The 21,587-nt window shown below is 70.6% G+C and carries 23 protein-coding genes; 17 read left to right on the top strand and 6 right to left on the bottom strand.

Annotated elements, in window-relative coordinates; all coding sequences use genetic code 11:
- Nucleotides 1-17: 17 nt before the first annotated feature.
- On the bottom strand, nt 18-2,132 hold the full coding sequence (gene tkt, locus IEZ25_RS03390) for a transketolase (RefSeq protein ID WP_191197952.1): 2,115 nt from the start codon (nt 2,130-2,132) through the stop codon (nt 18-20).
- A 177-nt stretch (nt 2,133-2,309) separates the two neighbouring features.
- On the opposite strand from tkt, the gene IEZ25_RS03395 reads away from it, so the two are divergent.
- From IEZ25_RS03395 to IEZ25_RS03405, 3 genes are all read left to right on the top strand, one after another.
- Nucleotides 2,310-3,329: a heme o synthase gene (locus IEZ25_RS03395; protein WP_397183006.1), complete on the top strand. Its 1,020-nt coding sequence runs from the start codon at nt 2,310-2,312 to the stop codon at nt 3,327-3,329.
- A gap of 216 nt (nt 3,330-3,545) precedes the next feature.
- Complete coding sequence (locus IEZ25_RS03400) at nt 3,546-4,715, top strand: hypothetical protein (RefSeq protein ID WP_191197954.1); 1,170 nt, start codon at nt 3,546-3,548, stop codon at nt 4,713-4,715.
- An 11-nt stretch (nt 4,716-4,726) separates the two neighbouring features.
- Nucleotides 4,727-5,206 (top strand): class F sortase, encoded by a 480-nt coding sequence (locus IEZ25_RS03405; protein WP_191197955.1) that lies wholly within the window; start codon nt 4,727-4,729, stop codon nt 5,204-5,206.
- Between the two features lie 41 nt (nt 5,207-5,247).
- On the opposite strand, the gene IEZ25_RS03410 is transcribed toward IEZ25_RS03405, so the two are convergent.
- The 3 genes from IEZ25_RS03410 to IEZ25_RS03420 are packed head-to-tail and all read right to left on the bottom strand — an operon-like array spanning nt 5,248 to nt 7,891.
- Nucleotides 5,248-6,174, bottom strand: coding sequence for a COX15/CtaA family protein (locus IEZ25_RS03410; protein WP_224748280.1), 927 nt, complete (start codon nt 6,172-6,174; stop codon nt 5,248-5,250).
- On the bottom strand, nt 6,174-6,959 hold the full coding sequence (locus tag IEZ25_RS03415) for an ABC transporter permease (RefSeq protein WP_318152014.1): 786 nt from the start codon (nt 6,957-6,959) through the stop codon (nt 6,174-6,176). The genes IEZ25_RS03410 and IEZ25_RS03415 overlap by 1 nt, the downstream gene beginning before the upstream one ends.
- Entirely contained in the window at nt 6,956-7,891 is a 936-nt protein-coding gene (locus tag IEZ25_RS03420; RefSeq protein WP_318152015.1) for an ABC transporter ATP-binding protein, read from the bottom strand. The genes IEZ25_RS03415 and IEZ25_RS03420 overlap by 4 nt, the downstream gene beginning before the upstream one ends.
- Before the next feature lie 117 nt (nt 7,892-8,008).
- Between IEZ25_RS03420 and IEZ25_RS03425 the strand changes: the two genes are divergently transcribed.
- From IEZ25_RS03425 to IEZ25_RS03485, 13 genes are all read left to right on the top strand, one after another.
- Nucleotides 8,009-8,686, top strand: a complete 678-nt coding sequence (locus tag IEZ25_RS03425) for a helix-turn-helix transcriptional regulator (RefSeq protein WP_191197957.1) — start codon at nt 8,009-8,011, stop codon at nt 8,684-8,686.
- Nucleotides 8,683-10,101, top strand: a complete 1,419-nt coding sequence (sufB, locus tag IEZ25_RS03430; protein ID WP_191197958.1) for a Fe-S cluster assembly protein SufB — start codon at nt 8,683-8,685, stop codon at nt 10,099-10,101. Before IEZ25_RS03425 ends, sufB begins: the two co-directional genes overlap by 4 nt.
- 43 nt (nt 10,102-10,144) lie before the next feature.
- Nucleotides 10,145-11,368, top strand: coding sequence for a Fe-S cluster assembly protein SufD (gene sufD / locus IEZ25_RS03435; RefSeq protein WP_191197959.1), 1,224 nt, complete (start codon nt 10,145-10,147; stop codon nt 11,366-11,368).
- Nucleotides 11,368-11,715 (top strand): non-heme iron oxygenase ferredoxin subunit, encoded by a 348-nt coding sequence (locus IEZ25_RS03440; protein WP_191197960.1) that lies wholly within the window; start codon nt 11,368-11,370, stop codon nt 11,713-11,715. The genes sufD and IEZ25_RS03440 overlap by 1 nt, the downstream gene beginning before the upstream one ends.
- Nucleotides 11,712-12,470 carry a Fe-S cluster assembly ATPase SufC gene (gene sufC / locus IEZ25_RS03445; RefSeq protein WP_191197961.1) on the top strand — a complete coding sequence of 253 codons (759 nt, stop codon included), beginning with the start codon at nt 11,712-11,714 and terminating at the stop codon, nt 12,468-12,470. Before IEZ25_RS03440 ends, sufC begins: the two co-directional genes overlap by 4 nt.
- A 110-nt stretch (nt 12,471-12,580) precedes the next feature.
- Nucleotides 12,581-13,816 (top strand): aminotransferase class V-fold PLP-dependent enzyme, encoded by a 1,236-nt coding sequence (locus tag IEZ25_RS03450; protein WP_191197962.1) that lies wholly within the window; start codon nt 12,581-12,583, stop codon nt 13,814-13,816.
- 1 nt (nt 13,817) lies between these two features.
- Complete coding sequence (sufU, locus tag IEZ25_RS03455; protein ID WP_191197963.1) at nt 13,818-14,300, top strand: Fe-S cluster assembly sulfur transfer protein SufU; 483 nt, start codon at nt 13,818-13,820, stop codon at nt 14,298-14,300.
- Nucleotides 14,297-14,680, top strand: a complete 384-nt coding sequence (locus IEZ25_RS03460) for a metal-sulfur cluster assembly factor (protein ID WP_191197964.1) — start codon at nt 14,297-14,299, stop codon at nt 14,678-14,680. Before sufU ends, IEZ25_RS03460 begins: the two co-directional genes overlap by 4 nt.
- Nucleotides 14,681-14,725: 45 nt before the next feature.
- Nucleotides 14,726-15,508, top strand: coding sequence for an aminoglycoside adenylyltransferase domain-containing protein (locus IEZ25_RS22095; protein ID WP_191197965.1), 783 nt, complete (start codon nt 14,726-14,728; stop codon nt 15,506-15,508).
- A gap of 43 nt (nt 15,509-15,551) precedes the next feature.
- Nucleotides 15,552-15,947: an ASCH domain-containing protein gene (locus IEZ25_RS03470; protein WP_191197966.1), complete on the top strand. Its 396-nt coding sequence runs from the start codon at nt 15,552-15,554 to the stop codon at nt 15,945-15,947.
- Nucleotides 15,948-15,981: 34 nt separating this feature from the next.
- The gene (locus tag IEZ25_RS03475; RefSeq protein ID WP_191197967.1) at nt 15,982-16,527 is read left to right on the top strand and encodes an NYN domain-containing protein; all 546 of its coding nucleotides are present in this window, start codon (nt 15,982-15,984) and stop codon (nt 16,525-16,527) included.
- A gap of 6 nt (nt 16,528-16,533) precedes the next feature.
- A complete protein-coding gene (locus IEZ25_RS03480; RefSeq protein ID WP_191197968.1) occupies nt 16,534-17,142 on the top strand; it encodes an acVLRF1 family peptidyl-tRNA hydrolase in 609 nt (202 codons plus the stop codon).
- Nucleotides 17,143-17,224: 82 nt separating this feature from the next.
- On the top strand, nt 17,225-18,136 hold the full coding sequence (locus IEZ25_RS03485; protein WP_191197969.1) for a phosphotransferase: 912 nt from the start codon (nt 17,225-17,227) through the stop codon (nt 18,134-18,136).
- Nucleotides 18,137-18,160: 24 nt separating this feature from the next.
- On the opposite strand, the gene IEZ25_RS03490 is transcribed toward IEZ25_RS03485, so the two are convergent.
- A complete protein-coding gene (locus IEZ25_RS03490) occupies nt 18,161-18,859 on the bottom strand; it encodes a 4a-hydroxytetrahydrobiopterin dehydratase (RefSeq protein WP_191197970.1) in 699 nt (232 codons plus the stop codon).
- 52 nt (nt 18,860-18,911) lie between these two features.
- Entirely contained in the window at nt 18,912-19,853 is a 942-nt protein-coding gene (gene ypfJ, locus IEZ25_RS03495) for a KPN_02809 family neutral zinc metallopeptidase (protein ID WP_191197971.1), read from the bottom strand.
- Nucleotides 19,854-19,963: 110 nt separating this feature from the next.
- Here ypfJ and IEZ25_RS03500 point away from each other — a divergent pair, with 110 nt between their 5' ends.
- Entirely contained in the window at nt 19,964-21,562 is a 1,599-nt protein-coding gene (locus tag IEZ25_RS03500) for an ABC-F family ATP-binding cassette domain-containing protein (protein ID WP_191197972.1), read from the top strand.
- Nucleotides 21,563-21,587 lie beyond the last annotated feature (25 nt).

Here is a 21,587-nt window from a genome sequence, read left to right on the forward strand (position 1 = left end):
CTGGTGGTCTGGGGCGGTCAGGCGGTGACGACGGCGACGCTGTCGCGCGCGGCGTCGGCGACGGCCTGGCCGGTGATGCCGAACTCGGTGTAGATGCGGGCGTAGTCGGCCGACGCCCCGTAGTGCTCGATCGAGACGATCCGACCGTTGTCGCCGACGATCTCGCGCCAGCCCTGCTTGACGCCGGCCTCGACCGACACGCGCGCCTTGACGGTCGGCGGCAGGACGGTGTCGCGGTAGGACTCGTCCTGCTCCTCGAACCACTCCAGGCACGGCATGGACACCACGCGGGCGTCGATGCCGTCGGCGGCGAGCAGCGTGCGGGCCTCCACCGCGAGCTGGACCTCCGAGCCGGTGCCGATGAGGATCACGTCGGGCGTGCCCTTCTCGGCGTCGATGAGGACGTAGGCCCCGCGGGCCACGCCCTCGGTCGACTGGAAGCCGTCCTCGCCGCGGGGGAAGACCGGCACGTTCTGCCGGGTCAGCGCGAGCGCGGCCGGGGAGTCCGTGCGGGTGAGGATGGTGTGCCACGCGGCGACCGTCTCGTTGGCGTCCGCCGGGCGTACGACGTCGAGGCCGGGCATGGCGCGCAGCGCGGCCAGGTGCTCGATCGGCTGGTGGGTCGGGCCGTCCTCGCCCAGGCCGATGGAGTCGTGCGTCCACACGTAGGTGACCGGCAGCTTGCTCAGGGCGGCCACGCGGACGGATCCGCGCATGTAGTCGGAGAAGGTGAGGAACGTGCCACCGAAGACGCGCGTGAGCCGGTCGGCCGCGATGCCGTTCATGATCGCGCCCATCCCGTGCTCGCGGATGCCGAAGTGGAGGACCCGGCCGGCGTGGGGGTCGGTGCTCCACTCGCCCACCTCGGCGACCTCGGGGCCGACCGAGGGTGCGCTGGTGATCGTGGTGTTGTTGGACCCGGCCAGGTCGGCGGACCCACCCCACAGCTCGGGCAGCACCGGCGCGAGCGCGTTGATGATCTTGCCCGACGCAGATCGGGTCGCCACGCCCTTCTCGTCGGCGGGGAAGGTCGGCAGCGCGTCGGCGAGACCGACGGGCATCTCGCGCCGCTTCAGCCGGTGCAGGAGCTCGGCCGACTCCGGGTGGGCGGCGGACCAGGCGGCGTACCTCTCGTCCCACTCCGCCCCCCACGCGCTGCCGCGCTCGCGCAGCTGGCGGGTGTGCTCGAGGACCGCCGGCGGCACCTCGAAGGTCTGGTCGGGGTCGAAGCCGAGGACCTTCTTGGTGGCCGCGACCTCGTCGGCGCCGAGCGCGCTGCCGTGCGCGGCCTCCGTGCCCTGGGCGTGGGGGGCGGGCCAGGCGATGACGGTGTCGAGGACGATCAGCGAGGGCTGGTCGGTGACGCCGTGCGCCTTGCGGATCGCGGCGTAGAGCGCTGGGACGTCCTCGACGTAGTCGGTGCCGCCGTTGGTCCAGTCGACGGTCTGGACGTGCCAGCCGTAGGCCTCGTAGCGCTTGGCGACGTCCTCGGTGAAGGCGATATCGGTGTTGCCCTCGATCGAGATCCGGTTGCGGTCGTAGATCAGGGTCAGGTTTCCCAGCTTCTGCGTGCCGGCGATCGAGCTCGCCTCGGAGCTGACGCCTTCCTCGAGGTCACCGTCGGAGGCGATGGCATAGACCTGGTGGTCGAAGAGGCCCTGGCCCGCCGCGGCCTCGCTGTCGAGCATGCCGTGGATGCGGCGACCGGACAGGGCCATGCCGACGGCGTTGCCCACGCCCTGGCCGAGCGGCCCCGTCGTCACCTCGACCCCGGCGGTGTGCCCGAGCTCGGGGTGACCGGGGGTCTTCGAGCCCCAGGTGCGCAGTGCCTTGATGTCGTCGAGCTCGAGCCCGAAGCCACCGAGGTAGAGCTGGATGTAGAGCGAGATGCTCGAGTGGCCGCAGGAGAGCACGAAGCGGTCGCGCGCGACCCACTCGGGGTCGGCCGGGTCGTGGCGCATCACCTTCTGGAACAGCAGGTACGCCGCGGGGGCCAGGCTCATGGCGGTGCCGGGGTGGCCGTTGCCGACCTTCTGCACCGCGTCCATCGCCAGGACGCGGACGGTGTCGACGGCGCGGTCGTCGATCTCGGTCCACTCCAAGGTGGCGGGCAGGGCGGACTTCTCGGTCAACGCGGTTCCTCTCGATGGTTCGGCCGGTGCGGGGTGGGGGAGTGCAGCATCACAGCCCCCTCGAGGTGGCCTCGACTGCGAGCCTATCGCCGTGGACCAGTAGACTCGACCCTGCCCGAGGGTCGTCCCGGACGGTGGTCACGGCCACCGTCGACGTCCCTCCGGTTGCCCAGACCTGTGCGTCCCACCCCCTGCTCTCCCGAGGTTCCCACCGTGTCCCACGCCGGCCCGCACGCTGCTGCGTCCGACCGGCAACCGTCCGAGCGGCGGGCGAGCGGGGAGCACGACCCCGGGACGCAGGAGCCGAAGACCTGGCGCGACGTCGTCGGGGCCTACGTCGGGCTCACCAAGCCGCGGGTGATCGAGCTGCTGCTCCTCACCACGGTCCCGGTGATGTTCTTCGCCGCCCGCGGCATCCCGGCCCTCGGGCTGGTGGCCGCCACCGTCGTCGGAGGTGCGCTGTCGGCCGGCTCCGCGTCGACGTACAACTGCGTCTACGACCGTGACATCGACGAGCAGATGCGCCGTACGCGGCGCCGGGCGCTGCCGCGTCACATCGTCTCGCCCCGCTCCGCCCTCGTCTTCGCCACCGTCCTCGCGGTGCTCTCGACCGTCGTCCTGGCGGTGTGGGTCAACTACCTCTCGGCCGCCCTGTCGCTCGGGGCGAACGCGTTCTACGTCCTCGTCTACACGATCCTGCTCAAGCGGCGCACCACCCAGAACATCGTCTGGGGCGGCCTCGCGGGCTGCTTCCCGGCGCTGATCGGCTGGACCGCGGTGACCGGCGAGCTGGCGTGGACCCCGGTGGTGCTGTTCCTCGTCGTCTTCTTCTGGACGCCGCCGCACACGTGGGCGCTCGCACTGCGCTATCGCGAGGACTACCGCAACGTCGACGTCCCGATGCTGCCCGTGGTCAGGCCCGCGGGCGAGGTCGGACGACAGATCGTCGTCTACAGCTGGGTGATGGTGGCGACCTCCCTGCTCCTGTGGCCGGTCGCCGGCACGAGCCTGGTCTACCCGGCCGCCGCCGTCGTCCTCGGGGCGGTGTTCCTCGTCGAGGCGCACCGGATGTGGGCACGTGCGAAGCGCTCGGACCAGCTGGCCGAGATCAACCCGATGCGGCTCTTCCACACCTCGAACCTGTACCTCTCCCTCCTCTTCGTCGCGGTGGCACTGGACCCCCTGCTCGTGCACTAGTGGAGATCTACGGACGATGTCCGGCGAATGACGAACTCTTTAGGCGTTCTTGAGGAGTCGTTGCGTGCCGCAGGTGCTGCCAGCCCGTTGAATCATCGGGTGGGGAGGCATGGGGCTTCCCTCAGGACGACCTTTGGGGGTCTATTCAGTATGCGAACAGTCGTGGGAAACGCCGTGGGGACGGCTGAGAAGGACGTGGCTCGTACGCCGCGAATGATGGCGAGGGTGATGACGCTGGTCATCGCCGTGGGGTTCGCCGTCGTGGGGATCGCTGGTGCTGCCAGCGCCCACCACAACACGATCTCGGGCAAGGTGGACTGCGCGACCGGTGGCGGCTGGGCCGTCACCTGGTGGGTGACCAACAGCGAGTCCCAGCGGTCCGAGAAGATCATCGACTCCAACCGGCCTTCGGCCGTGCCGATCGGCACCTTCATCGACAAGGGGAAGACCGGCACCTTCTACGAGACGGTGACCACCAAGCCGAGCTCCGGCCTCACCTTGTCCGTCAAGGGCTACTGGGCCAGCAGCAACACGACGGTGAGCAACTCTGGCACCATCCCGGCGAGCAAGTTCGCCGACAACTGCGGCACCAAGACCGTCACGCCGCCGACCGTTCCCGTCATCGACGAGTGCGGTCCGAACAACGCGACCTTCGGCACGGTGCCGACGGGTCCGTGGACCTCGAAGCTCAACCCGGACGGCAGCCTGACCATCACCGCCAACCCGGGCTACCAGTTCGACACCAGGGGCACGAAGTCCGTGACCTACCCCAAGCCCAAGGACAGCAACGTCCCGTGCCCGAGCACCCAGACGGCGCCCCCGACCGTGCCGGTCGTCGACGAGTGCGGCCCGAACAACGCGACCTTCGGCCCGGTGCCGAGCGGTCCCTGGACCTCGGTGCTCAACCCTGACGGCAGCCTGACGATCACCGCCAACACGGGCTACGAGTTCAGCAACGGCCAGACCTCCGTGACCATCCCGGCTCCGGTGGACAGCAACGTCCCGTGCCCGACTCCGCCGGTGACGCCGCCGGTCGAGACGCCGCCGGTCACGACCCCGCCGGTCACCACTCCGCCGGTCACCACCCCGCCCGAGGTGCTGCCTGCCCAGGTGCGCGTGGTGAAGGGCGCGGCCCGCAAGCTCGACAAGTGCGGCACCCGCAGCGACATGTTCAAGGTCGCCAAGCGCGCAGGTGTGGTCTACACGGTCAAGGGCAAGGTCGTGAAGAAGGGCGTCTGGATCCACGCCAAGGGCCGCAAGGTCGTGGTCCGCGCGAGCGCCGCCAACGAGGCCTTCCGCCTCAAGGGCCAGCAGAGGTGGACGCTGACCTTCACCAACAAGTCCTGCGCCAACGGACCGCAGGTCGCGCCGAACACGGGCGCGTGACCGTCTGGCGCATGCTGGCACACGCCACGGCCACCGTGGCGGTCTGCGCATCGTCCGTGCTGGTCGGTCAGGGTGCGGCTCACGCCGCCCCTGACCGGCTCCGCATCGCGAAGACCAGCACGGACGCCAGGATCATCAAGGTGCCGGCGCGCAACGACACGCTCGCGGTGGGGCACCAGCTCCGCGGAGCGGTCTACACCTGGTCGCAGGGTGACCCACCGTGCGATCCGACCGGCAGCACGGTCTACGCCGGTCACGCGTGGCGGGCCGGCAACGGCGTCGCCGATCGATGGGGACAGCTGCGGCGTGGCGACGTCATCCGCGTCGGCGGCTGCCGGTTCAAGGTGACCAAGCGCGAGTTCTGGTCGGCATCACGCAAGATGGGTGCGCTCTACTCGGCTCACGGCCCGGCGCGCATCGTGCTGGTGGCGTGCAAGGCCGATGACTACTCCAAGCGCACGGTCGTCTTCGCGCGCAAGATCGGGCGCTAGCAGGATCGGTTCTCAGGAGCGAGGAACCCCGGGAGGGAGCCTCAGGGCAGGCGAGTCGCAGCGTGGGGCTGCGACTCGCCGCCCGGCCGTGGCTCGTGGTCCGCGTGGTGCGGCAGGACCGCCAGCGCCGTGCGGGCCAGGCCCGCGGCGAGCAGCCCGGCGCCGAGCATGTGCAGGGCGACGAGCGTCACCGGCAGGTCGAGCCAGTACTGCGTCCATCCCAGGACGCCCTGGAGCAGCTCGATCGCCAGCACGAGTGAGGTGACCCGCGCCAGCCACCGGTGGCCGCCACGCAGTGCCACCACGAGCAGGCCGACGGTCAGCGCGACCAGCGCGTAGACGGCGTACGCGTGCGCGTGCGAGATGGACGCCGGGTCGAGGCCGTTGCGCGGTGAGTCGGTGTCGCCCGCGTGCGGGCCGGCTCCGGTGACGACCGTCCCGAGGTAGAGCACGACCCAGCCGACGATCAGCGTGGCCCACGCGAGGTAGCGCGGCAGCGGCGGAGCGGCGCCGCGGTCCGGGCTGCGCTGCTCGTCGATGAGGGCGACACAGACCATGATCATCGCCATCGACAGCAGGAAGTGCCCGGAGACGATCCACGGGTTGAGGTCGGTCAGCACGGTGATGCCGCCGATCACGGCCTGCAGCGGGATGCCGAGTCCGACGACGAGGGCCAGCCGGGTCGCCCGACGGTGCCTGGCACCCACCGCGGCGAGGAAGCACGCGATCGCGACGGCGGTGAGGACGAAGGTCAGCAGCCGGTTGCCGAACTCGATGGCTCCGTGCGCGCCGAGCTCGGTGTGCGGGACGTAGGACTCGTCGGTGCAGCGGGGCCAGGTCGGACACCCCAGCCCGGAGCCGGTGAGGCGCACGGCTCCGCCGGTCACCACGATGCCGATGTTGGCGACCAGGTTGGCGACCGACAGCGGCCAGAGGAAGCGGGACAGCAGGTCGAGCAGAGACTTCATCATTCCCATCTGAACGTTCGGGCAGTGAGGACGGTGCCGAGCGCGGCCCAGGCCACGAGCACCAGCAGCGAGCGGCCGTCCACGGTGGCGTGCACGAGTGCCTCGCGCATGGCCTCGCCGAGGGCGCCCGAGGGCAGCCACTGGATGAGCGACGACGCGGCGCCGTAGGTGCTCGTCGGCAGCACGACACCGCCGCCCGCCATCAGCAGCAGGTAGACCAGGTTGGCCAGGGCCAGGGTGGCCTCGGCGCGCAGGACGCCGGCGACGAAGAGGCCGAGCGCCGCGAACGCCGCCGTCCCGAGTGCGACGGCCAGCACCAGGCCGACCAGCGTCCGGAGCGGGTGTGCCAGGGTCGGTTCCCACCCGAGGGCCAGCCCGACTGCGACGAGCACGACGAGCTGGAGGACGACGACGTTGAGCAGCGCCAGGATCTTGCCGAGCAGCAGTCCGCTCCGCGGGAGCGGCGAGGAGCCCAGCAGCTTGATGACGCCGTAGCGGCGCTCGAAGCCCGTCGCGATGGCGACCGACGTGAAGGACGTCGACATCACCGCGAGCGCGAGCACGCCCGGGGTGAGGATGTCGACGGCCCGGTGGCCGTCGAGGTCGATGCCGATCCGGTCGGCGGCGACCACGCCACCGACGAGCACGATGACCGGGATGACGATGGCGAGCAGCAGCTGCTCGCCGTTGCGCAGCATCAGCCGCGCCTCCATCCGCGACTGCGCCAGCACCATGCGCGCCATCGACGCGCCTCCGGGAGCGGGAGCGAACGTGGGGGCGCTCACGAGGCGAGCGCCCGTCCGGTGAGCTCGAGGAACACGTCCTCGAGGGTGCGCTGGCCGAGGTTGAGCGTCTGCGGGAGGACGTCGTGCTCCTCGCACCAGCGCGAGACGCGGCCGAGGGTGGTCGAGTCGGCGGGTCCGTGGATGAGCATGCTGACCTCGTCGAGCTGGCGGACCTCGGCGGCCGGGCCGAGCTCGGCCCGCAGCGACTCGGGCGCGCCCTCGGGGAAGGGCCGGTTGACGACCAGCCGGATCGTGGCCGAGCGGCCGTCGCGGGTGAGCTCGGCCGGCGTCCCGCTCACGATGACCCGACCGCGGTCGATGATGTGCAACCGGTCGGCGAGGTGCTCGGCCTCGTCCATGTGGTGGGTGGTCAGCACGACCGTCACCCCGTCGACGCGGATCTCCTCGAGCAGCTCCCACGTCGTCCGGCGGGCCTGCGGGTCCATGCCGGCGGTCGGCTCGTCGACGAAGACCAGCTCGGGGCGGCCCACCAGGGCGATCGCGAGCCCGAGCCGCTGCTTCTGCCCGCCGGAGAGGCGACGATAGGGCGTACGCCCGCAGTCGCCGAGACCGAGGCGCTCGCCGAGCATCACCGTGTCGAGCGGCCGGGCGTGCAACGAGGCCATGTGCTCGAGCATCTCCGAGGCGCGTACGCCGCTCCACGCCCCGCCGGCCTGCAGCATCACGCCGATGCGGGGCAGCAGCGCTGCCCGGTCGCGCTGCGGATCGAGGCCCAGCACCCGGACGGAGCCCCGCTGCGCGACCCGGTAGCCCTCGCACGTCTCGAGCGTGGTCGTCTTGCCCGCGCCGTTGGGTCCCAGCACGGCGGTGATCGAACCCCTCGGAACCTCGAGGGAGAGCCCGTCGACCGCCACCTTGTCGCCGTACGTCATCACCAGTCCGTCGATCTCGACGGCGGGGGAGGGCGGCACGACCGGAAGTCTAGGTCGCAGGCCTGCCGGCCGCCGACCCAGGACCTCCGCGGTGGCACGAGTCACTTAGGGGACCCTTGCTTGAAGCGTGAACCTCAATAACGTCACACTGTCGTTGTGGAATTCACCAGGACGGCGGCGACTCCCGACGGAGACGCACCCACGCGCGAGCGCGTGGCCCGCACGATCCTGGAGAACGGCCCCTCCACGGCGGCCGACCTGGCCGGTCGGCTCGACCTCACGCCCGCCGCCGTGCGCCGTCACCTCGACCTGCTCACCGCCGAGGGTGTCGTGGAGTCGCGCGAGCAGAAGGTCTACGGCAGTCGCGGCCGCGGACGGCCCGCGAAGGTGTTCGCCCTGACCGAGTCCGGCCGCGACAGCTTCGACCAGCAGTACGACGACCTCGCCGTGCAGGCCATGCGGTTCCTGGCCGAGACCCAGGGCGAGGAGGCCGTCGTCGAGTTCGCCCGTCGTCGGGTGGCGTTCGTCGAGCGTGACTACGCCGCCGCACTCGCCGCCCAGCCCGACCTGAGCCCGGCCGAGGCGCTGGCGAAGGTCTTCACCCAGAACGGCTACGCGGCGTCCGTGCGTGACCTGCCGGTCGGGGAGCAGATGTGCCAGCAGCACTGCCCCGTCTCCCACGTCGCCCACGAGTTCCCCCAGCTCTGCGAGGCCGAGACCGAGGCCATCGCCTCCGTGCTCGGCACCCACGTCCAGCGCCTGGCGACCATCGCCCACGGCGACGGCGTGTGCACGACCTGCATCCCCCAGACCCCGAAGAAGGAGAAGGCATGACCTCCATCGAAGAGCTCAACCCGACGCTCAAGGGCATCGGCAACTACGAGTTCGGCTGGTCCGACTCCGACGACGCCGGCGCCACCGCGACGCGCGGTCTCAACGAGGACGTCGTGCGCGACATCTCCGGCAAGAAGTCCGAGCCGCAGTGGATGCTCGACCTGCGCCTGAAGGGCCTCAAGCTCTTCCACCGCAAGCCCATGCCGACCTGGGGCTCGGACCTCGGTGGCATCGACTTCGACAACATCAAGTACTTCGTGCGCTCCAGCGAGAAGCAGGCGACCTCGTGGGAGGACCTGCCCGAGGACATCAAGAACACCTACGACAAGCTCGGCATCCCCGAGGCGGAGAAGCAGCGCCTCGTCGCCGGTGTCGCCGCCCAGTACGAGTCGGAGGTCGTCTACCACTCGATCCGCGAGGACCTCGAGGAGAAGGGCGTCATCTTCGTCGACACCGACACCGCGCTGAAGGAGCACGAGGACCTCTTCAAGGAGTACTTCGGCACCGTCATCCCCGTCGGTGACAACAAGTTCTCGGCGCTCAACACCTCGGTGTGGTCGGGCGGCTCGTTCATCTACGTCCCCAAGGGCGTGCACGTCGACATCCCGCTGCAGGCCTACTTCCGGATCAACACCGAGAACATGGGCCAGTTCGAGCGGACGCTGATCATCGCCGACGAGGACTCCTACGTGCACTACGTCGAGGGCTGCACGGCGCCGATCTACTCCTCGGACTCCCTGCACTCCGCGGTGGTCGAGATCATCGTCAAGAAGGGCGCCCGCGTGCGCTACACGACGATCCAGAACTGGTCCAATAACGTCTACAACCTCGTCACCAAGCGTGCGACGTGCGAGGCCGGCGCGACCATGGAGTGGGTCGACGGCAACATCGGCTCCAAGGTGACGATGAAGTACCCCGCCATCTACCTCATGGGCGAGCACGCCAAGGGCGAGACGCTGTCGATCGCCTTCGCCGGCGAGGGCCAGCACCAGGACGCCGGCGCCAAGATGGTGCACGCGGCGCCCCACACCTCCAGCTCGATCCTGAGCAAGTCGGTCGCCCGGGGCGGTGGCCGGACGTCGTACCGCGGCCTGATCCAGGTCAACGAAGGGGCGCACGGCTCGAAGTCCAACGTGCTGTGCGACGCGCTGCTGGTCGACCAGATCAGCCGGAGCGACACCTACCCCTACGTCGACATCCGCGAGGACGACGTGTCGATGGGTCACGAGGCGAGCGTGTCGAAGGTCTCCGACGACCAGCTCTTCTACCTCATGTCGCGCGGCATGGAGCAGGACGAGGCGATGGCGATGATCGTGCGCGGGTTCGTCGAGCCGATCGCCAAGGAGCTGCCGATGGAGTACGCCCTCGAGCTCAACCGCCTCATCGAGCTGCAGATGGAAGGCGCGGTCGGCTGATCGAGCCCCCGCCCACCGACGTACGAACGTAGAAAGTAGAGCTGTGACCGTCACCACCGATTCCGTCAGTGCTGCCCTGGAGCAGACACCCACGCACGAGCGCGTGGACAGCCACCTCCACCCGGAGGGCTCCTTCGACGTGGACGCCCACGAGGTGCCGACCGGCCGTGAGGAGATCTGGCGCTTCACCCCGCTCAAGCGGCTCAAGGGCCTGCAAGCTGACGCCGAGTTCATGCCCTCGAAGACCTCCTGCACCTGGAACACCCCCGCAGGTGCCCGCATCGAGGGCGTGTCGGGCGACGAGGCGCGCGGGCTCCGCGGGCTCTCCGGGCTGGTCCCCAACACGCGCTGGGCCGCGCGGGTGCTGGCCGAGGTCCCCGACAGCCTGCTGATCGACCTCCCCGCCGACACCGAGCTCACCGAGCCGATCGTCGTCGACCTCGATGGCACGGACGCCAGTGTCACCGAGGCCGGCCACGTCGCGATGCGCTTCGGCGCGCACAGCAGGGCGATCGTGGTGCTCAACCACACCGGGTCGTCCACCGTGGCGGCCGTCGTCGAGATCGCGGTCGGTGACGGTGCCGACGTCACGGTCGTCTCGATCCAGGACTGGGCCGACGACGCGGTGCACCTGTCCCACCACCAGGCGCGCGTGGGTCGTGACGCGTCCTACAAGCACGCCGCCATCTCGTTCGGCGGCAACGTGGTCCGGATGGACGCCAACGTCAGCTACGACGGCCCCGGCGGGTCCGCCGAGCTGCTCGGCCTCTACTTCGCCGACGCCGGTCAGCACATCGAGCACCGGATCTTCGCCGACCACACCGCGCCGCAGACGAAGTCGCACGCGGTCTACAAGGGCGCGCTGCAGGGCGAGAAGGCGCACACCGTGTGGGTCGGCAACGTGCTGATCCGCAAGGTCGCCGAGGGCATCGAGACCTACGAGGAGAACCGCAACCTCGTCCTCACCGACGGCTGCCAGGCCGACTCGATCCCCAACCTGGAGATCGAGACCGGCGAGATCGCCGGGGCCGGTCACGCCTCCACCACCGCGCGGTTCGACGACGAGCACCTGTTCTACCTCCAGTCCCGCGGCATCTCGGAGCAGGAGGCCCAGCGCCTCGTCGTCCACGGCTTCTTCAACGACCTCATCCGCAAGGTCGGCGTGCCCTCCATCGAGGACCGGCTGCTGACCACCGTCGAGGCCGAGCTCGCCAAGAACGTCCTGAGGGACCCGGGCTCGCTCGCCGCCTTCGCGCAGGAGGCCTGATGGCCTACGAGCGCGCATGCGCACTGGACGAGGTCCAGGCCGACCAGGCCCTCGCGGTCACGCTCGGTCGCTACGACCTGGCCATCGCCCGCGACGGCGACGAGGTCTTCGCCATCGAGAACACCTGCAGCCACGCCGAGGTCGCCCTCAGCGAGGGTGAGGTCGCCTCCTCCGACGGTGGCTGCCAGATCGAGTGCTGGCTGCACGGGTCGATGTTCGACCTGCGCACCGGCAAGCCCACCAACCTCCCCGCGACCGAGCCGGTCGCCACCTTCCCCGTCGACGTGCGCGGCACGGACGTCTACGTCGACACCCAGACCACCCTGAACGGAGTCACCCCCGCATGAGCAAGCTCGTCATCACCGACCTGCACGTCACCGTCGACACCGAGGACGGCCCCAAGGAGATCCTCAAGGGCGTCACCCTCACCATCAAGGACGGCGAGACCCACGCGATCATGGGGCCCAACGGCTCCGGCAAGTCCACCCTCGCCTACTCGATCGCGGGCCACCCGAAGTACACGATCACCGGCGGCTCGGTGACCCTCGACGGCCAGGACGTCCTCGCGCTCAGCGTCGACGAGCGGGCCCGCGCCGGGATGTTCCTCGCCATGCAGTACCCCGTCGAGGTGCCCGGTGTGTCGGTGTCGAACTTCCTGCGCACCGCCAAGACCGCGATCGACGGCGAGGCCCCCAAGCTGCGCACCTGGGTCAAGGACGTCAACGCGGCCCTGCAGCAGCTCGACCTCGACCCGTCCTTCGGCACGCGCAACGTCAACGAGAACTTCTCCGGCGGTGAGAAGAAGCGTCACGAGATCGCGCAGCTCGAGCTGCTCGACCCGAAGGTCGCCGTGCTCGACGAGACCGACTCCGGCCTCGACATCGACGCTCTCAAGACCGTCGCCGAGGGCGTCAACCGCTTCCGCGCGCGCGAGGGCAAGGGTGTCCTGCTGATCACCCACTACACCCGCATCCTGCGCTACATCGAGCCCGACTACGTCCATGTGTTCGTCGACGGCAAGGTCGCCGAGTCCGGCGGCAAGGAGCTCGCCGACGAGCTGGAGGCCAACGGCTACGACAAGTACGTCTCGGCGCTGCGATAAGCGGCACCGGCCTGCGTCGTCGTCGCTCGACGACCCGCTCCGCTCCAAGGTCGCCCTCGCTCCTCCGCCTTGACCAGCACCACTTCTCACACCGCCGAAAGGGGTAGTCAATGGAAGGCTTGCTTCCCGATCTCGACGTGATCCGCAAGGACTTCCCGATCCTCGAGCGCACGCTCGCGGGCGGAGTGCCGCTGGTCTACCTGGACAGCGCCAACACCTCGCAGAAGCCGCAGGTCGTCATCGACTCGATGGTCGACCAGCTCGAGCGGCACAACGCCAACATCGCCCGCGCCATGCACCAGCTCGGCGCGGAGTCGACGGAGGCCTACGAGGGCGCGCGTGACAAGGTCGCGGCGTTCGTCAACGCCTCGTCGCGCAACGAGGTCGTCTTCACCAAGAACGCGACCGAGGCGCTCAACCTGCTCGCCCGCACGATCGAGCTCGGCCCCGGCGACAACGTCGTCATCACCGAGATGGAGCACCACTCCAACATCGTGTCGTGGCAGCTGGCGTGCGAGCGCGCCGGCGCGGAGCTGCGCTGGTTCGGGCTGACCGACGACGGTCACCTCGACCTGAGCAACGCCGACCAGCTGGTCGACGAGCACACGAAGGTGGTCGCGTTCACGTGGGTGTCCAACATGCTCGGCACCATCAACCCGGTCGCCGACCTCGCCGCCCGTGCGAAGGCTGTCGGCGCCTACTCGGTGGTCGACGCCTCGCAGGCCGCGCCACAGCTCCCGGTCGACGTCCAGGCGGTCGGGTGCGACTTCCTGGTGTTCACCGGCCACAAGGTCTGCGGTCCGACGGGCATCGGTGTCCTGTGGGGCCGTGAGGAGCTGCTCAACGAGCTCCCGCCCTTCCACGGTGGCGGTGAGATGATCGAGACGGTCACCATGGCGCGCTCGACCTACGCCAAGGCGCCGCACCGCTTCGAGGCCGGCACCCCGCCGATCGTCGAGGCGATCGGGTTGGGCTGCGCGGTCGACTACCTCGGCCACATCGGGCTCGACGCCATCCACGCGCACGAGCAGACGATCACGGCGTACGCCCTCGACGGCCTGCAGTCGGTGCCGGGCGTGACCGTGCTGGGTCCGCTCGACGCCGCGCAGCGTGGCGGTGCGATCTCGTTCGAGCTGGCCGGAGTCCACCCGCACGACATCGCCCAGGTCCTCGACTCGCGCGGCATCGCGGTGCGGGCCGGGCACCACTGCGCGAAGCCGGCGCACGCCCGCTTCGGCGTGCAGAGCTCGACACGGATGTCGTCCTACCTCTACACGACCCCTGCGGAGATCGACGCGCTGGTCGAGGGCCTGCACCAGACCCGCAGCTACTTCAAGGTGGCCTGACGTGAGCACCGACCTCGACGCGCTCTACCAGGAGATCATCCTGGACCATTACAAGAACCCGCACCACAAGGGACTGCGCGACCCCTTCGAGTCCGAGGTGCACCACGTCAACCCGACCTGCGGTGACGAGGTCACCCTCCGGGTGCACCTCGCCGACGGCCCTCGAGGACCGGTCGTGCAGGACGTGTCGTACGACAGCGTCGGCTGCTCCATCTCGCAGGCGTCGGCCTCCGTGCTGACCGACCTCGTGATCGGCAAGCCGGTCGACGAGGCGATGACGATCCACCAGACCTTCCTCGAGCTCATGCAGGGCAAGGGGCAGGTCGAGCCCGACGAGGACGTCCTCGAGGACGGGATCGCCTTCGCCGGCGTCGCCAAGTTCCCCGCGCGCGTGAAGTGCGCGCTGCTCTCCTGGATGGCGTGGAAGGACGCGACCGCCCAGGCCCAATCAGATTCGGCCACGACCGGAGGAGACACCGCATGAGCGAGTCCCAGCCCGTAGACCACAGCGACCTGCCCGAGGTCCCCGAGGCCACGTCCGGCGGTGGCACCGCGACGGTGACCCGCGAGGACGTCACCGAGGCGATGAAGGACGTCGTCGACCCCGAGCTCGGCATCAACGTGGTCGACCTCGGCCTCGTCTACGACGTGCACCTCGACGAGCACAGCAACGCCGTGCTCGACATGACCCTCACCTCCGCGGCCTGCCCGCTGACCGACGTGATCACCGACCAGACCGAGCAGGCCCTCGAAGGCCTCGTCGGCGACGTCGCGATCAACTGGGTCTGGATGCCGCCGTGGGGCCCGGACAAGATCACCGAGGACGGCCGCGAGCAGCTCCGCGCCCTGGGCTTCAACGTCTGAATAATCGGTCGCGGCCGGAGAGCGGCTGAGCGCACACTTCCCTCCGTGCTCAACCCCCACCCCACGCGCTACGCCGAGCTGAACGGTGTGCTGCACGACCTCGTCACCGCGGCTCGGGCCGTGCTGGGTGAGTCGTTCGTGGGTGCCTACCTGCAGGGCTCCTTCGCCCTCGGGGCCGGGGACGTGCACAGCGACTGCGACTTCCTCGTCGTCGTGCACGAGCGCCCCGACGCCGAGCAGGAGTCGGCGTTGCGAGGCCTCCACCGCGACCTCCCGCACCGACCTGAGTTCTGGAGTCGTCATCTCGAGGGCTCGTACGCCGTCGCCGACGACCTGCGATCCGTCGCCGGGCTCGGCCGGGAGTGGCTGTACGTCGACCACGGGTGGGACGAGATGTCCTGGTCCGCTCACTGCAACCAGCCGTGGACCCGATGGGTCCTGCGCGAGCGGGGCATCACGCTCCTCGGCCCGTGCCCGGCGGAGCTCGTGGACCCGGTGCCGCCCGAGGTCCTGCGCGAGCACGCCCGCGCCGGACTGGCGACGATCACCGCGGACGTGCTCGGGTGGTGCCCGTCCCAGGTGGCGTGGTGCCAGCGCTACCTCGTCGTCCAGGCCAGTCGCAGCCTCTACACCGTGCGCACCGCCGAGGTCGCCAGCAAGCGTGACGCCCTGCGCTGGGCGATGATGCACGCGGACCCGCGGTGGCGGCCCCTGCTCCAGCAGGTGCTCGCCGACCGGGAGCTCGGCTGGGACCCCGACGCCCCGCCCCGGCCGGGCTCGCTGTCCGCGGCGCGCGAGTTCGCGGCGTACGTCGCCGAGGTCGCCTGAGCGCCGGGCCGGTCCGTTGGGACCACTCGCCTAGGCTCCCGTCATGGAGCCCGAGGCCGACCCGTCCGACCTGTCCGAGCACGACGACTTCGACCACGAGGAGCTCCGGGTCTTCTGGGACCTCGCCCGCTACCACGCCAAGCTCAACGCGGCGCCGACCTACTTCGGTCCGACGACCCTCGAGTCCGTGCCGCCGCCCGCCTGGGCCTTCGGTGACTCGGCGGAGGAGTCGGACGCGTTCGTCGAGACCGTGCTGGACGGCGAGTCCGGCAGCACCACCGCGGCGAGCAGCGACTACGACGGCGACCTGCCCGAGGTCGGCGTGCTCTCCATCCTGTGTGACGGGTCCGGCAAGCCGCGCGCCTTGGTCGAGGTGACCGACGTGGCCGTGTCCGCAGACGTGGTCGTCGAGTCGTTCCGGGTCGTCTACCAGCCCTGACCGACGTCCCCTCCTGGTGTGGGAGAGTCCTCGCATGGCTGAGCGGATGACCTACCTCCTCGTCGACGGGGAGAACATCGACGCGACCCTGGGCACGTCGATCCTGGGTCGGCGTCCCCGGCCCGAGGAGCGGCCCCGGTGGGACCGGCTCCTCGAGTGGGCCGAGCGCGCCTTCGACCAGGACGTCACCGGCCTCTTCTTCCTGGCCGCCACCACCGAGCTGCCGACCAGCTTCGTCCAGGCCCTGCTGGCGATCGGCTTCAAGCCGATCCCGCTGAGCGGCGAGGGCAAGATCGTCGACATCGCCATCCAGCGCACGGCCGAGGCCCTCGTCGAGCGTGAGGCCGACGTGGTCCTCGTCAGCCACGACGGCGACTTCGTCGACCAGGTCTCGGCCCTGGCCGACGGCAGCCGCCAGGTCGGCGTCATCGGGTTCACCGAGTTCATCAACTCCCAGTTCCGCAGCCTGCCGGGGCTGCGGATCTTCGACCTCGAGTACGACCTCGGTGCGTTCAACTCCCCGCTGCCGCGCACCCGGGTCATCCCGATCGACGAGTTCGACCCGCTCGACTTCCTCTGAGGCGCCGTGCCACACGTCCTGGTCCCGGTCGCGCGCTGGCACCGCTGGGTCGACAACTTCGGCTCACGCCACGACGGCGCGAGCCTCGCGGTCGTCGACGGCGGAGTGCTGCGCGGGACGGCCGCGGACGGCTCGCACTTCACCGCACGCCTGCCCTTCGCCACGGAGTACGACGGCCCGGCTGAGGCGCGTGCCTTCGCGACGGCCGCCGTGGCTCCTGCTGCGTGGGGCGTGCTGCTGGTCCGTAAGGGCGGCTTCGCGATCGCGCGGCTCTCGGGCACCACGCTCGTCGAGCACAAGATCGGCCAACGCCACGTGCAGGGCCGCACCAAGGCAGGTGGCCAGAGCCAGCAGCGTTTCGCCCGTCGCCGCGACAACCAGGCGCGCCAGGCCTACGAGGCCGCAGCCGACCACGCGGCGCGGATCCTGGCCGGCGCAACCCTCGTCTCCACCGGAGGCGACCACGGCGCTGTGGACGCGGTCCTCGCCGACGCACGCCTCGCGCACGTCACCGTCGTCGAGCCGTGGCTCGCGGTCCCCGACCCGCGGCGCGCCGTGCTCGACCAGGCGATCGGCGACACGCAGGCGATCCGGGTCGAGGTCGTCAACGCCTGACGTCATGAGAATCCCCGGTGCGAACCGCCCATCCCCATGACGTCCCCGTGCGGAGGCGTCGCGGTGCGCTAGGTTCGCGCGCATGGACGCCGCCCGGTGGGAGCCCGAGCCGGGCTGGGTGCGCCTTCCGGGGTCCGGACCCGCCACCGTCGGCGTGTGGTCGACCACCCACCGAGGACGCGACGTCGTCGTGAAGCGGCTGCGCTGCCCGGACCCGCACGACGCCCCCGGCACCCAGGTGCCCGGCGACGTGAACTACTGGCGCCGCGCCGCCGACGTCGCGCTCACCGGGGTCGTGGCCGCCGCTCCGGGACTGCGCGAGGCGCCGGTCGTACGCGTCGAGGAGGACGCCGAGGGGATCACGCTGGTCCACGAGCGGGTCGGGCTCCACGACGCGCCCGGCCTCTGGATCGCCGACTGCCTCGGCCGGTTCGCCGCCGTCGACCTCGGCCAGCACGCGTGGCTCGCACGCGACCAGCTCCGCAGCCGACTCACGCTGGTCGAGCGTCGGGGTGGATGGCGCACGCTCGCGCGGACGCCGATGGCCGACATCGCCGACCACCTCTGGTCGCACCGGTCCGCCTGGCTGGAGCGCAGCGACGCGCTGCCGCAGGTGGCCCAGCACGGTGACCCGTCGGCTGCCAACATCCCGGGCCGTCACGCTGAGGGAGGCGTGGCCGTCGACTGGGCGCACCTGGGAACGGGACCCGTGGGCGCCGACCTCGGCTACCTCTCGCTCGCGACCCGCGAGGACGTCGAGCCCCTCGCGGCGGCGTACGTCGCCGCCCTGCCGGAGGGCCTGGCCACCACCGACCAGGTGATGACCGGCGCGCGCGTGATGGCGGTGTACACCGCGCTGACGCGTCTGGACTGGGCCCTGGCCCGGGTGGCCGACGGCGAAGGGGCGCTCGCGGGCAAGTTCCGCCATCCGAGCGTGGCGCCCTACATCCGCGCCATGCAGCGCCAGGTCAGCCAGATCGAGGCGCTCCTGTAGGTCGACCGACCGATCGTGCGGGTCTCAGGCAGTCGGCGCGGCCGACACGTCCGCGCAGAGGACGCCCCGGTTGCCGTCCTGGTCGGCGATCACGGTGAGGCCCGGCGCGTCGCTGTCGTCGACGACGGTGCCGCCCGCGGCCACGGCCGCGGCGATCCTGGCCTCGACCACCTCCGCAGGCACGTAGACCTCGACGTGCCACCGCTGACCCTCCGAAGCCGCGTCGTCGAACCACAGGTTCGGCAACCTGACGGTGGCGTCGCGGACCTCGTCGCCCGGTGTGCCCCGGCCCTGTGACTCCGCGTCACCGGTCAGCAGCGCCGCCCACACGGGAGCGACCCTCGCCGAGTCGGGAGTGTCGAGGCCGAGCTCCATCTCGCTCACCGAGGCGGGGTCGGCGACCAGCCCCTGGTCGGCGGCGATCTCGCTGATCCGCCGCGCGAGGTCGACGTCCTGCTGGGTCACCCACTCCACGACGTGCTCGGTGCCCTCGTCGTCGCGATAGATCGCCTCGGCGGTGACCAGCTCGAGGTCGAGGTGCCCGGTCCCGATGACGACGCGCGGGTGGTGCGCGATCGCGTCGCCCGCCTCGCCCACGGCGACGACGAAACGCGCGCCGGCACCGAAGTCGCCGATGTGGAAGCGGGCGTGCAGCCCCTGCGCCAGCTTGCGCCAGTCCACCAGGGCGGCCGCGGCGATCTCGGGACCTCTCAGCATGTCCATGGCCGGGACCCTAGACCCGCGGACTGCTGCGGTCCACGGCTGCGGACCGCACCTACAGGCTGCTGGCGGAGAAGGTGTCGCAGGCCTCGAGCGTGCCCTTCTCGTAGCCGGTCGTGAACCACTTCATCCGCTGCGCCGACGACCCGTGCGTCCACCCCTCGGGGTTGACCCGCTGGCCCCCCGCCTGCTGGATGCGGTCGTCGCCGACCGTCTTGGCCGCGTCGAGCGCCTCCTCGATGTCGCCCTGGTCGAGGCCCTCGAGGATGCCGTCGCCGTCGCTGGCGTCCTTGGTCCACATGCCGGCGTAGCAGTCGGCCTGCAGCTCGAGGCGTACCGCGTCGGAACTCGGGCCCTGCTGCGTGCGGACCTTGCCCATCGTGCCGAGGAGGTTCTGGATGTGGTGGCCGTACTCGTGTCCGAGGACGTAGGGCTCGACGAAGTCGCCGCCCTGGCCGCCGAGCTGGCCCTCGAGCACGTCGGCGAAGAACGTGGTGTCGAGGTAGATCTTCTGGTCGGCCGGGCAGTAGAACGGCCCCACCTGCGACGTGGCGTTGCCGCAGCCCGTCGCGATCGACCCGTCGAAGGTCTCGATCGAGGCCGGCTGGAACTCCGTGCCGCCCTGGTCGGGCAGCGTGGCTCCCCAGTAGTTCTCCAGCGACAGCGCGACCGCCTTGCGGGCGCAGTCGGGGTTGTCGTTCGCATCGGCCCCGGTCTTGCAGCTGGCGTAGCGCTCGTCGCCGTTGTCGATGCCCTGCGGATCGCCCTGCGCCTGGCCCTGGGTCGTGCCCCCGCCGCCACCGCCGGGCAGTCCGCCGCCCATGCACTGGGTGAGCACGACGAACAGGATGACGATGATGACGCCCCCGATGCCGCCACCGGCGCGGGCGCCGCCGGGGAGCGGGATACGCATGGGTCCGCCGCGACCACCACCGCCGCCACGACCTGCGTCGCTGACGCGACCGCCGCTGATGTCGGCCTTCGGGTTGAAGCGCATGGGCGTGCCTTTCCGCCGGTCATGTCGGTGGAACCGACCTCAGCGCAGGTTAGCGCGCGCGTGCGCCGATGGGGCTCCTGCGCCCACCCCTTCGTAGGATGACGCCCGAGATGATCACCGCCCAGAAGCTCGAGGTCCGAGCCGGCGCGCGGCTCCTCATGGAGGACGTCACCTTCCGCATCGCCGCAGGCGACAAGGTGGGCCTCGTGGGGCGCAACGGTGCCGGCAAGACGACGCTCACCCGCATCCTCGCCGGAGAGGGCGAGCCCGCCGCCGGCCAGGTGCTGCGCGGCGGCGACATCGGCTACCTGCCGCAGGATCCCCGGGTCGGCGACCCCGAGGTCATCGCCCGCGACCGGATCCTGTCCGCGCGCGGTCTCGACGACGTCGTACGCCGCCTGCGCGAGGCCGAGGTCGACATGGCCAGCGAGGACCCGAAGGTCCACGAGCGCGGGATGAAGCGGTGGACCCGCGCCGACGCCGAGCTGCACGCCGGTGGTGGGTACGCCGCCGAGTCCGAGGCCGCGCAGATGGCGGCCGCACTCGGCATCGAGGAGCGCATCCTCGCTCAGCCGATCGGCACCCTGTCCGGTGGTCAGCGGCGCCGCGTCGAGCTCGCCCGCATCCTCTTCTCGGGCGCCGAGATCATGCTCCTCGACGAGCCGACCAACCACCTCGACGCCGACTCGATCGTGTGGCTGCGCGACTTCCTCAAGGCGCACCGCGGCGGCTTCGTGGTGATCAGCCACGACAACGCGCTGCTCGAGGCCACCGTCAACAAGGTCTTCCACCTCGACGCCAACCGCGCCGTCATCGACGTCTACAACATGGGCTGGCACAACTACCTCACCCAGCGCGAGGACGACGAGAAGCGCCGCAAGCGCGAGCGCTCGAACGCCGAGAACAAGGCCAAGGTGCTCACCGACCAGGCCAACAAGATGCGCGCCAAGGCGACCAAGGCCCAGGCAGCGCAGTCGATGCTCAAGCGGGCCGAGAAGATGATGTCGGGCATCGAGTCCGAGCGGGCGGCCGACAAGGTGGCGCGCATCGCGTTCCCCGAGCCCGCGCCGTGCGGCAAGACGCCGCTCATGGGCAGCGAGCTGTCCAAGTCGTACGGCTCGCTCGAGGTCTTCACCGCCGTCGACCTCGCCATCGACCGGGGCAGCCGGGTGGTGATCCTCGGCCTCAACGGTGCCGGCAAGACCACCATGCTCCGGATCCTGGCCGGGGTCGACCAGCCCGACACCGGCGAGGTCGTGCCGGGCTACGGGCTCAAGATGGGCTACTACGCCCAGGAGCACGAGACGCTCGACGTCCACCGCACCGTGCTGGAGAACATGCACAGCGCGGCCCCTGAGCTCACCGACACCCAGGCCCGCTCGGTGCTGGGCTCGTTCCTCTTCTCCGGCGACGACGCCCACAAGCCCGCCGGCGTCCTGTCGGGCGGCGAGAAGACCCGCCTGGCCCTCGCGATCCTCGTCGTCTCCAGCGCCAACGTGCTGCTGCTCGACGAGCCCACCAACAACCTCGACCCGGCGTCGCGCGAGGAGGTGCTGCACGCCATCCGCAGCTACACCGGCGCGATCATCCTCGTCACCCACGACGAGGGGGCGGTGCGCGCGCTCTCGCCGGACCGCGTGCTCCTGCTTCCCGACGGCGACGAGGACCTCTGGAACGACGAGTACGCCGACCTGGTCTCGCTCGCCTGACCCGCGTGTTACCCGCCGGTAGTAG

The organism is Nocardioides hwasunensis (genome assembly GCF_014779665.1).
Taxonomy (GTDB): domain Bacteria; phylum Actinomycetota; class Actinomycetes; order Propionibacteriales; family Nocardioidaceae; genus Nocardioides; species Nocardioides hwasunensis.

Excerpts from the sequence above, each read along its gene's own strand:
- IEZ25_RS03400 (WP_191197954.1), top strand. The coding sequence starts at position 3,546 with ATGGCGAGGGTGATGACGCTGGTCATCGCCGTGGGGTTCGCCGTCGTG.
- IEZ25_RS03405 (WP_191197955.1), top strand. The coding sequence starts at position 4,727 with ATGCTGGCACACGCCACGGCCACCGTGGCGGTCTGCGCATCGTCCGTG.
- IEZ25_RS03410 (WP_224748280.1), bottom strand. The coding sequence starts at position 6,174 with ATGAAGTCTCTGCTCGACCTGCTGTCCCGCTTCCTCTGGCCGCTGTCG.
- sufB (WP_191197958.1), top strand. The coding sequence starts at position 8,683 with ATGACCTCCATCGAAGAGCTCAACCCGACGCTCAAGGGCATCGGCAAC.
- IEZ25_RS03440 (WP_191197960.1), top strand. The coding sequence starts at position 11,368 with ATGGCCTACGAGCGCGCATGCGCACTGGACGAGGTCCAGGCCGACCAG.
- sufC (WP_191197961.1), top strand. The coding sequence starts at position 11,712 with ATGAGCAAGCTCGTCATCACCGACCTGCACGTCACCGTCGACACCGAG.
- IEZ25_RS03450 (WP_191197962.1), top strand. The coding sequence starts at position 12,581 with ATGGAAGGCTTGCTTCCCGATCTCGACGTGATCCGCAAGGACTTCCCG.
- IEZ25_RS03460 (WP_191197964.1), top strand. The coding sequence starts at position 14,297 with ATGAGCGAGTCCCAGCCCGTAGACCACAGCGACCTGCCCGAGGTCCCC.
- IEZ25_RS03470 (WP_191197966.1), top strand. The coding sequence starts at position 15,552 with ATGGAGCCCGAGGCCGACCCGTCCGACCTGTCCGAGCACGACGACTTC.
- IEZ25_RS03475 (WP_191197967.1), top strand. The coding sequence starts at position 15,982 with ATGGCTGAGCGGATGACCTACCTCCTCGTCGACGGGGAGAACATCGAC.
- IEZ25_RS03485 (WP_191197969.1), top strand. The coding sequence starts at position 17,225 with ATGGACGCCGCCCGGTGGGAGCCCGAGCCGGGCTGGGTGCGCCTTCCG.
- IEZ25_RS03490 (WP_191197970.1), bottom strand. The coding sequence starts at position 18,859 with ATGGACATGCTGAGAGGTCCCGAGATCGCCGCGGCCGCCCTGGTGGAC.
- ypfJ (WP_191197971.1), bottom strand. The coding sequence starts at position 19,853 with ATGCGCTTCAACCCGAAGGCCGACATCAGCGGCGGTCGCGTCAGCGAC.
- IEZ25_RS03500 (WP_191197972.1), top strand. The coding sequence starts at position 19,964 with ATGATCACCGCCCAGAAGCTCGAGGTCCGAGCCGGCGCGCGGCTCCTC.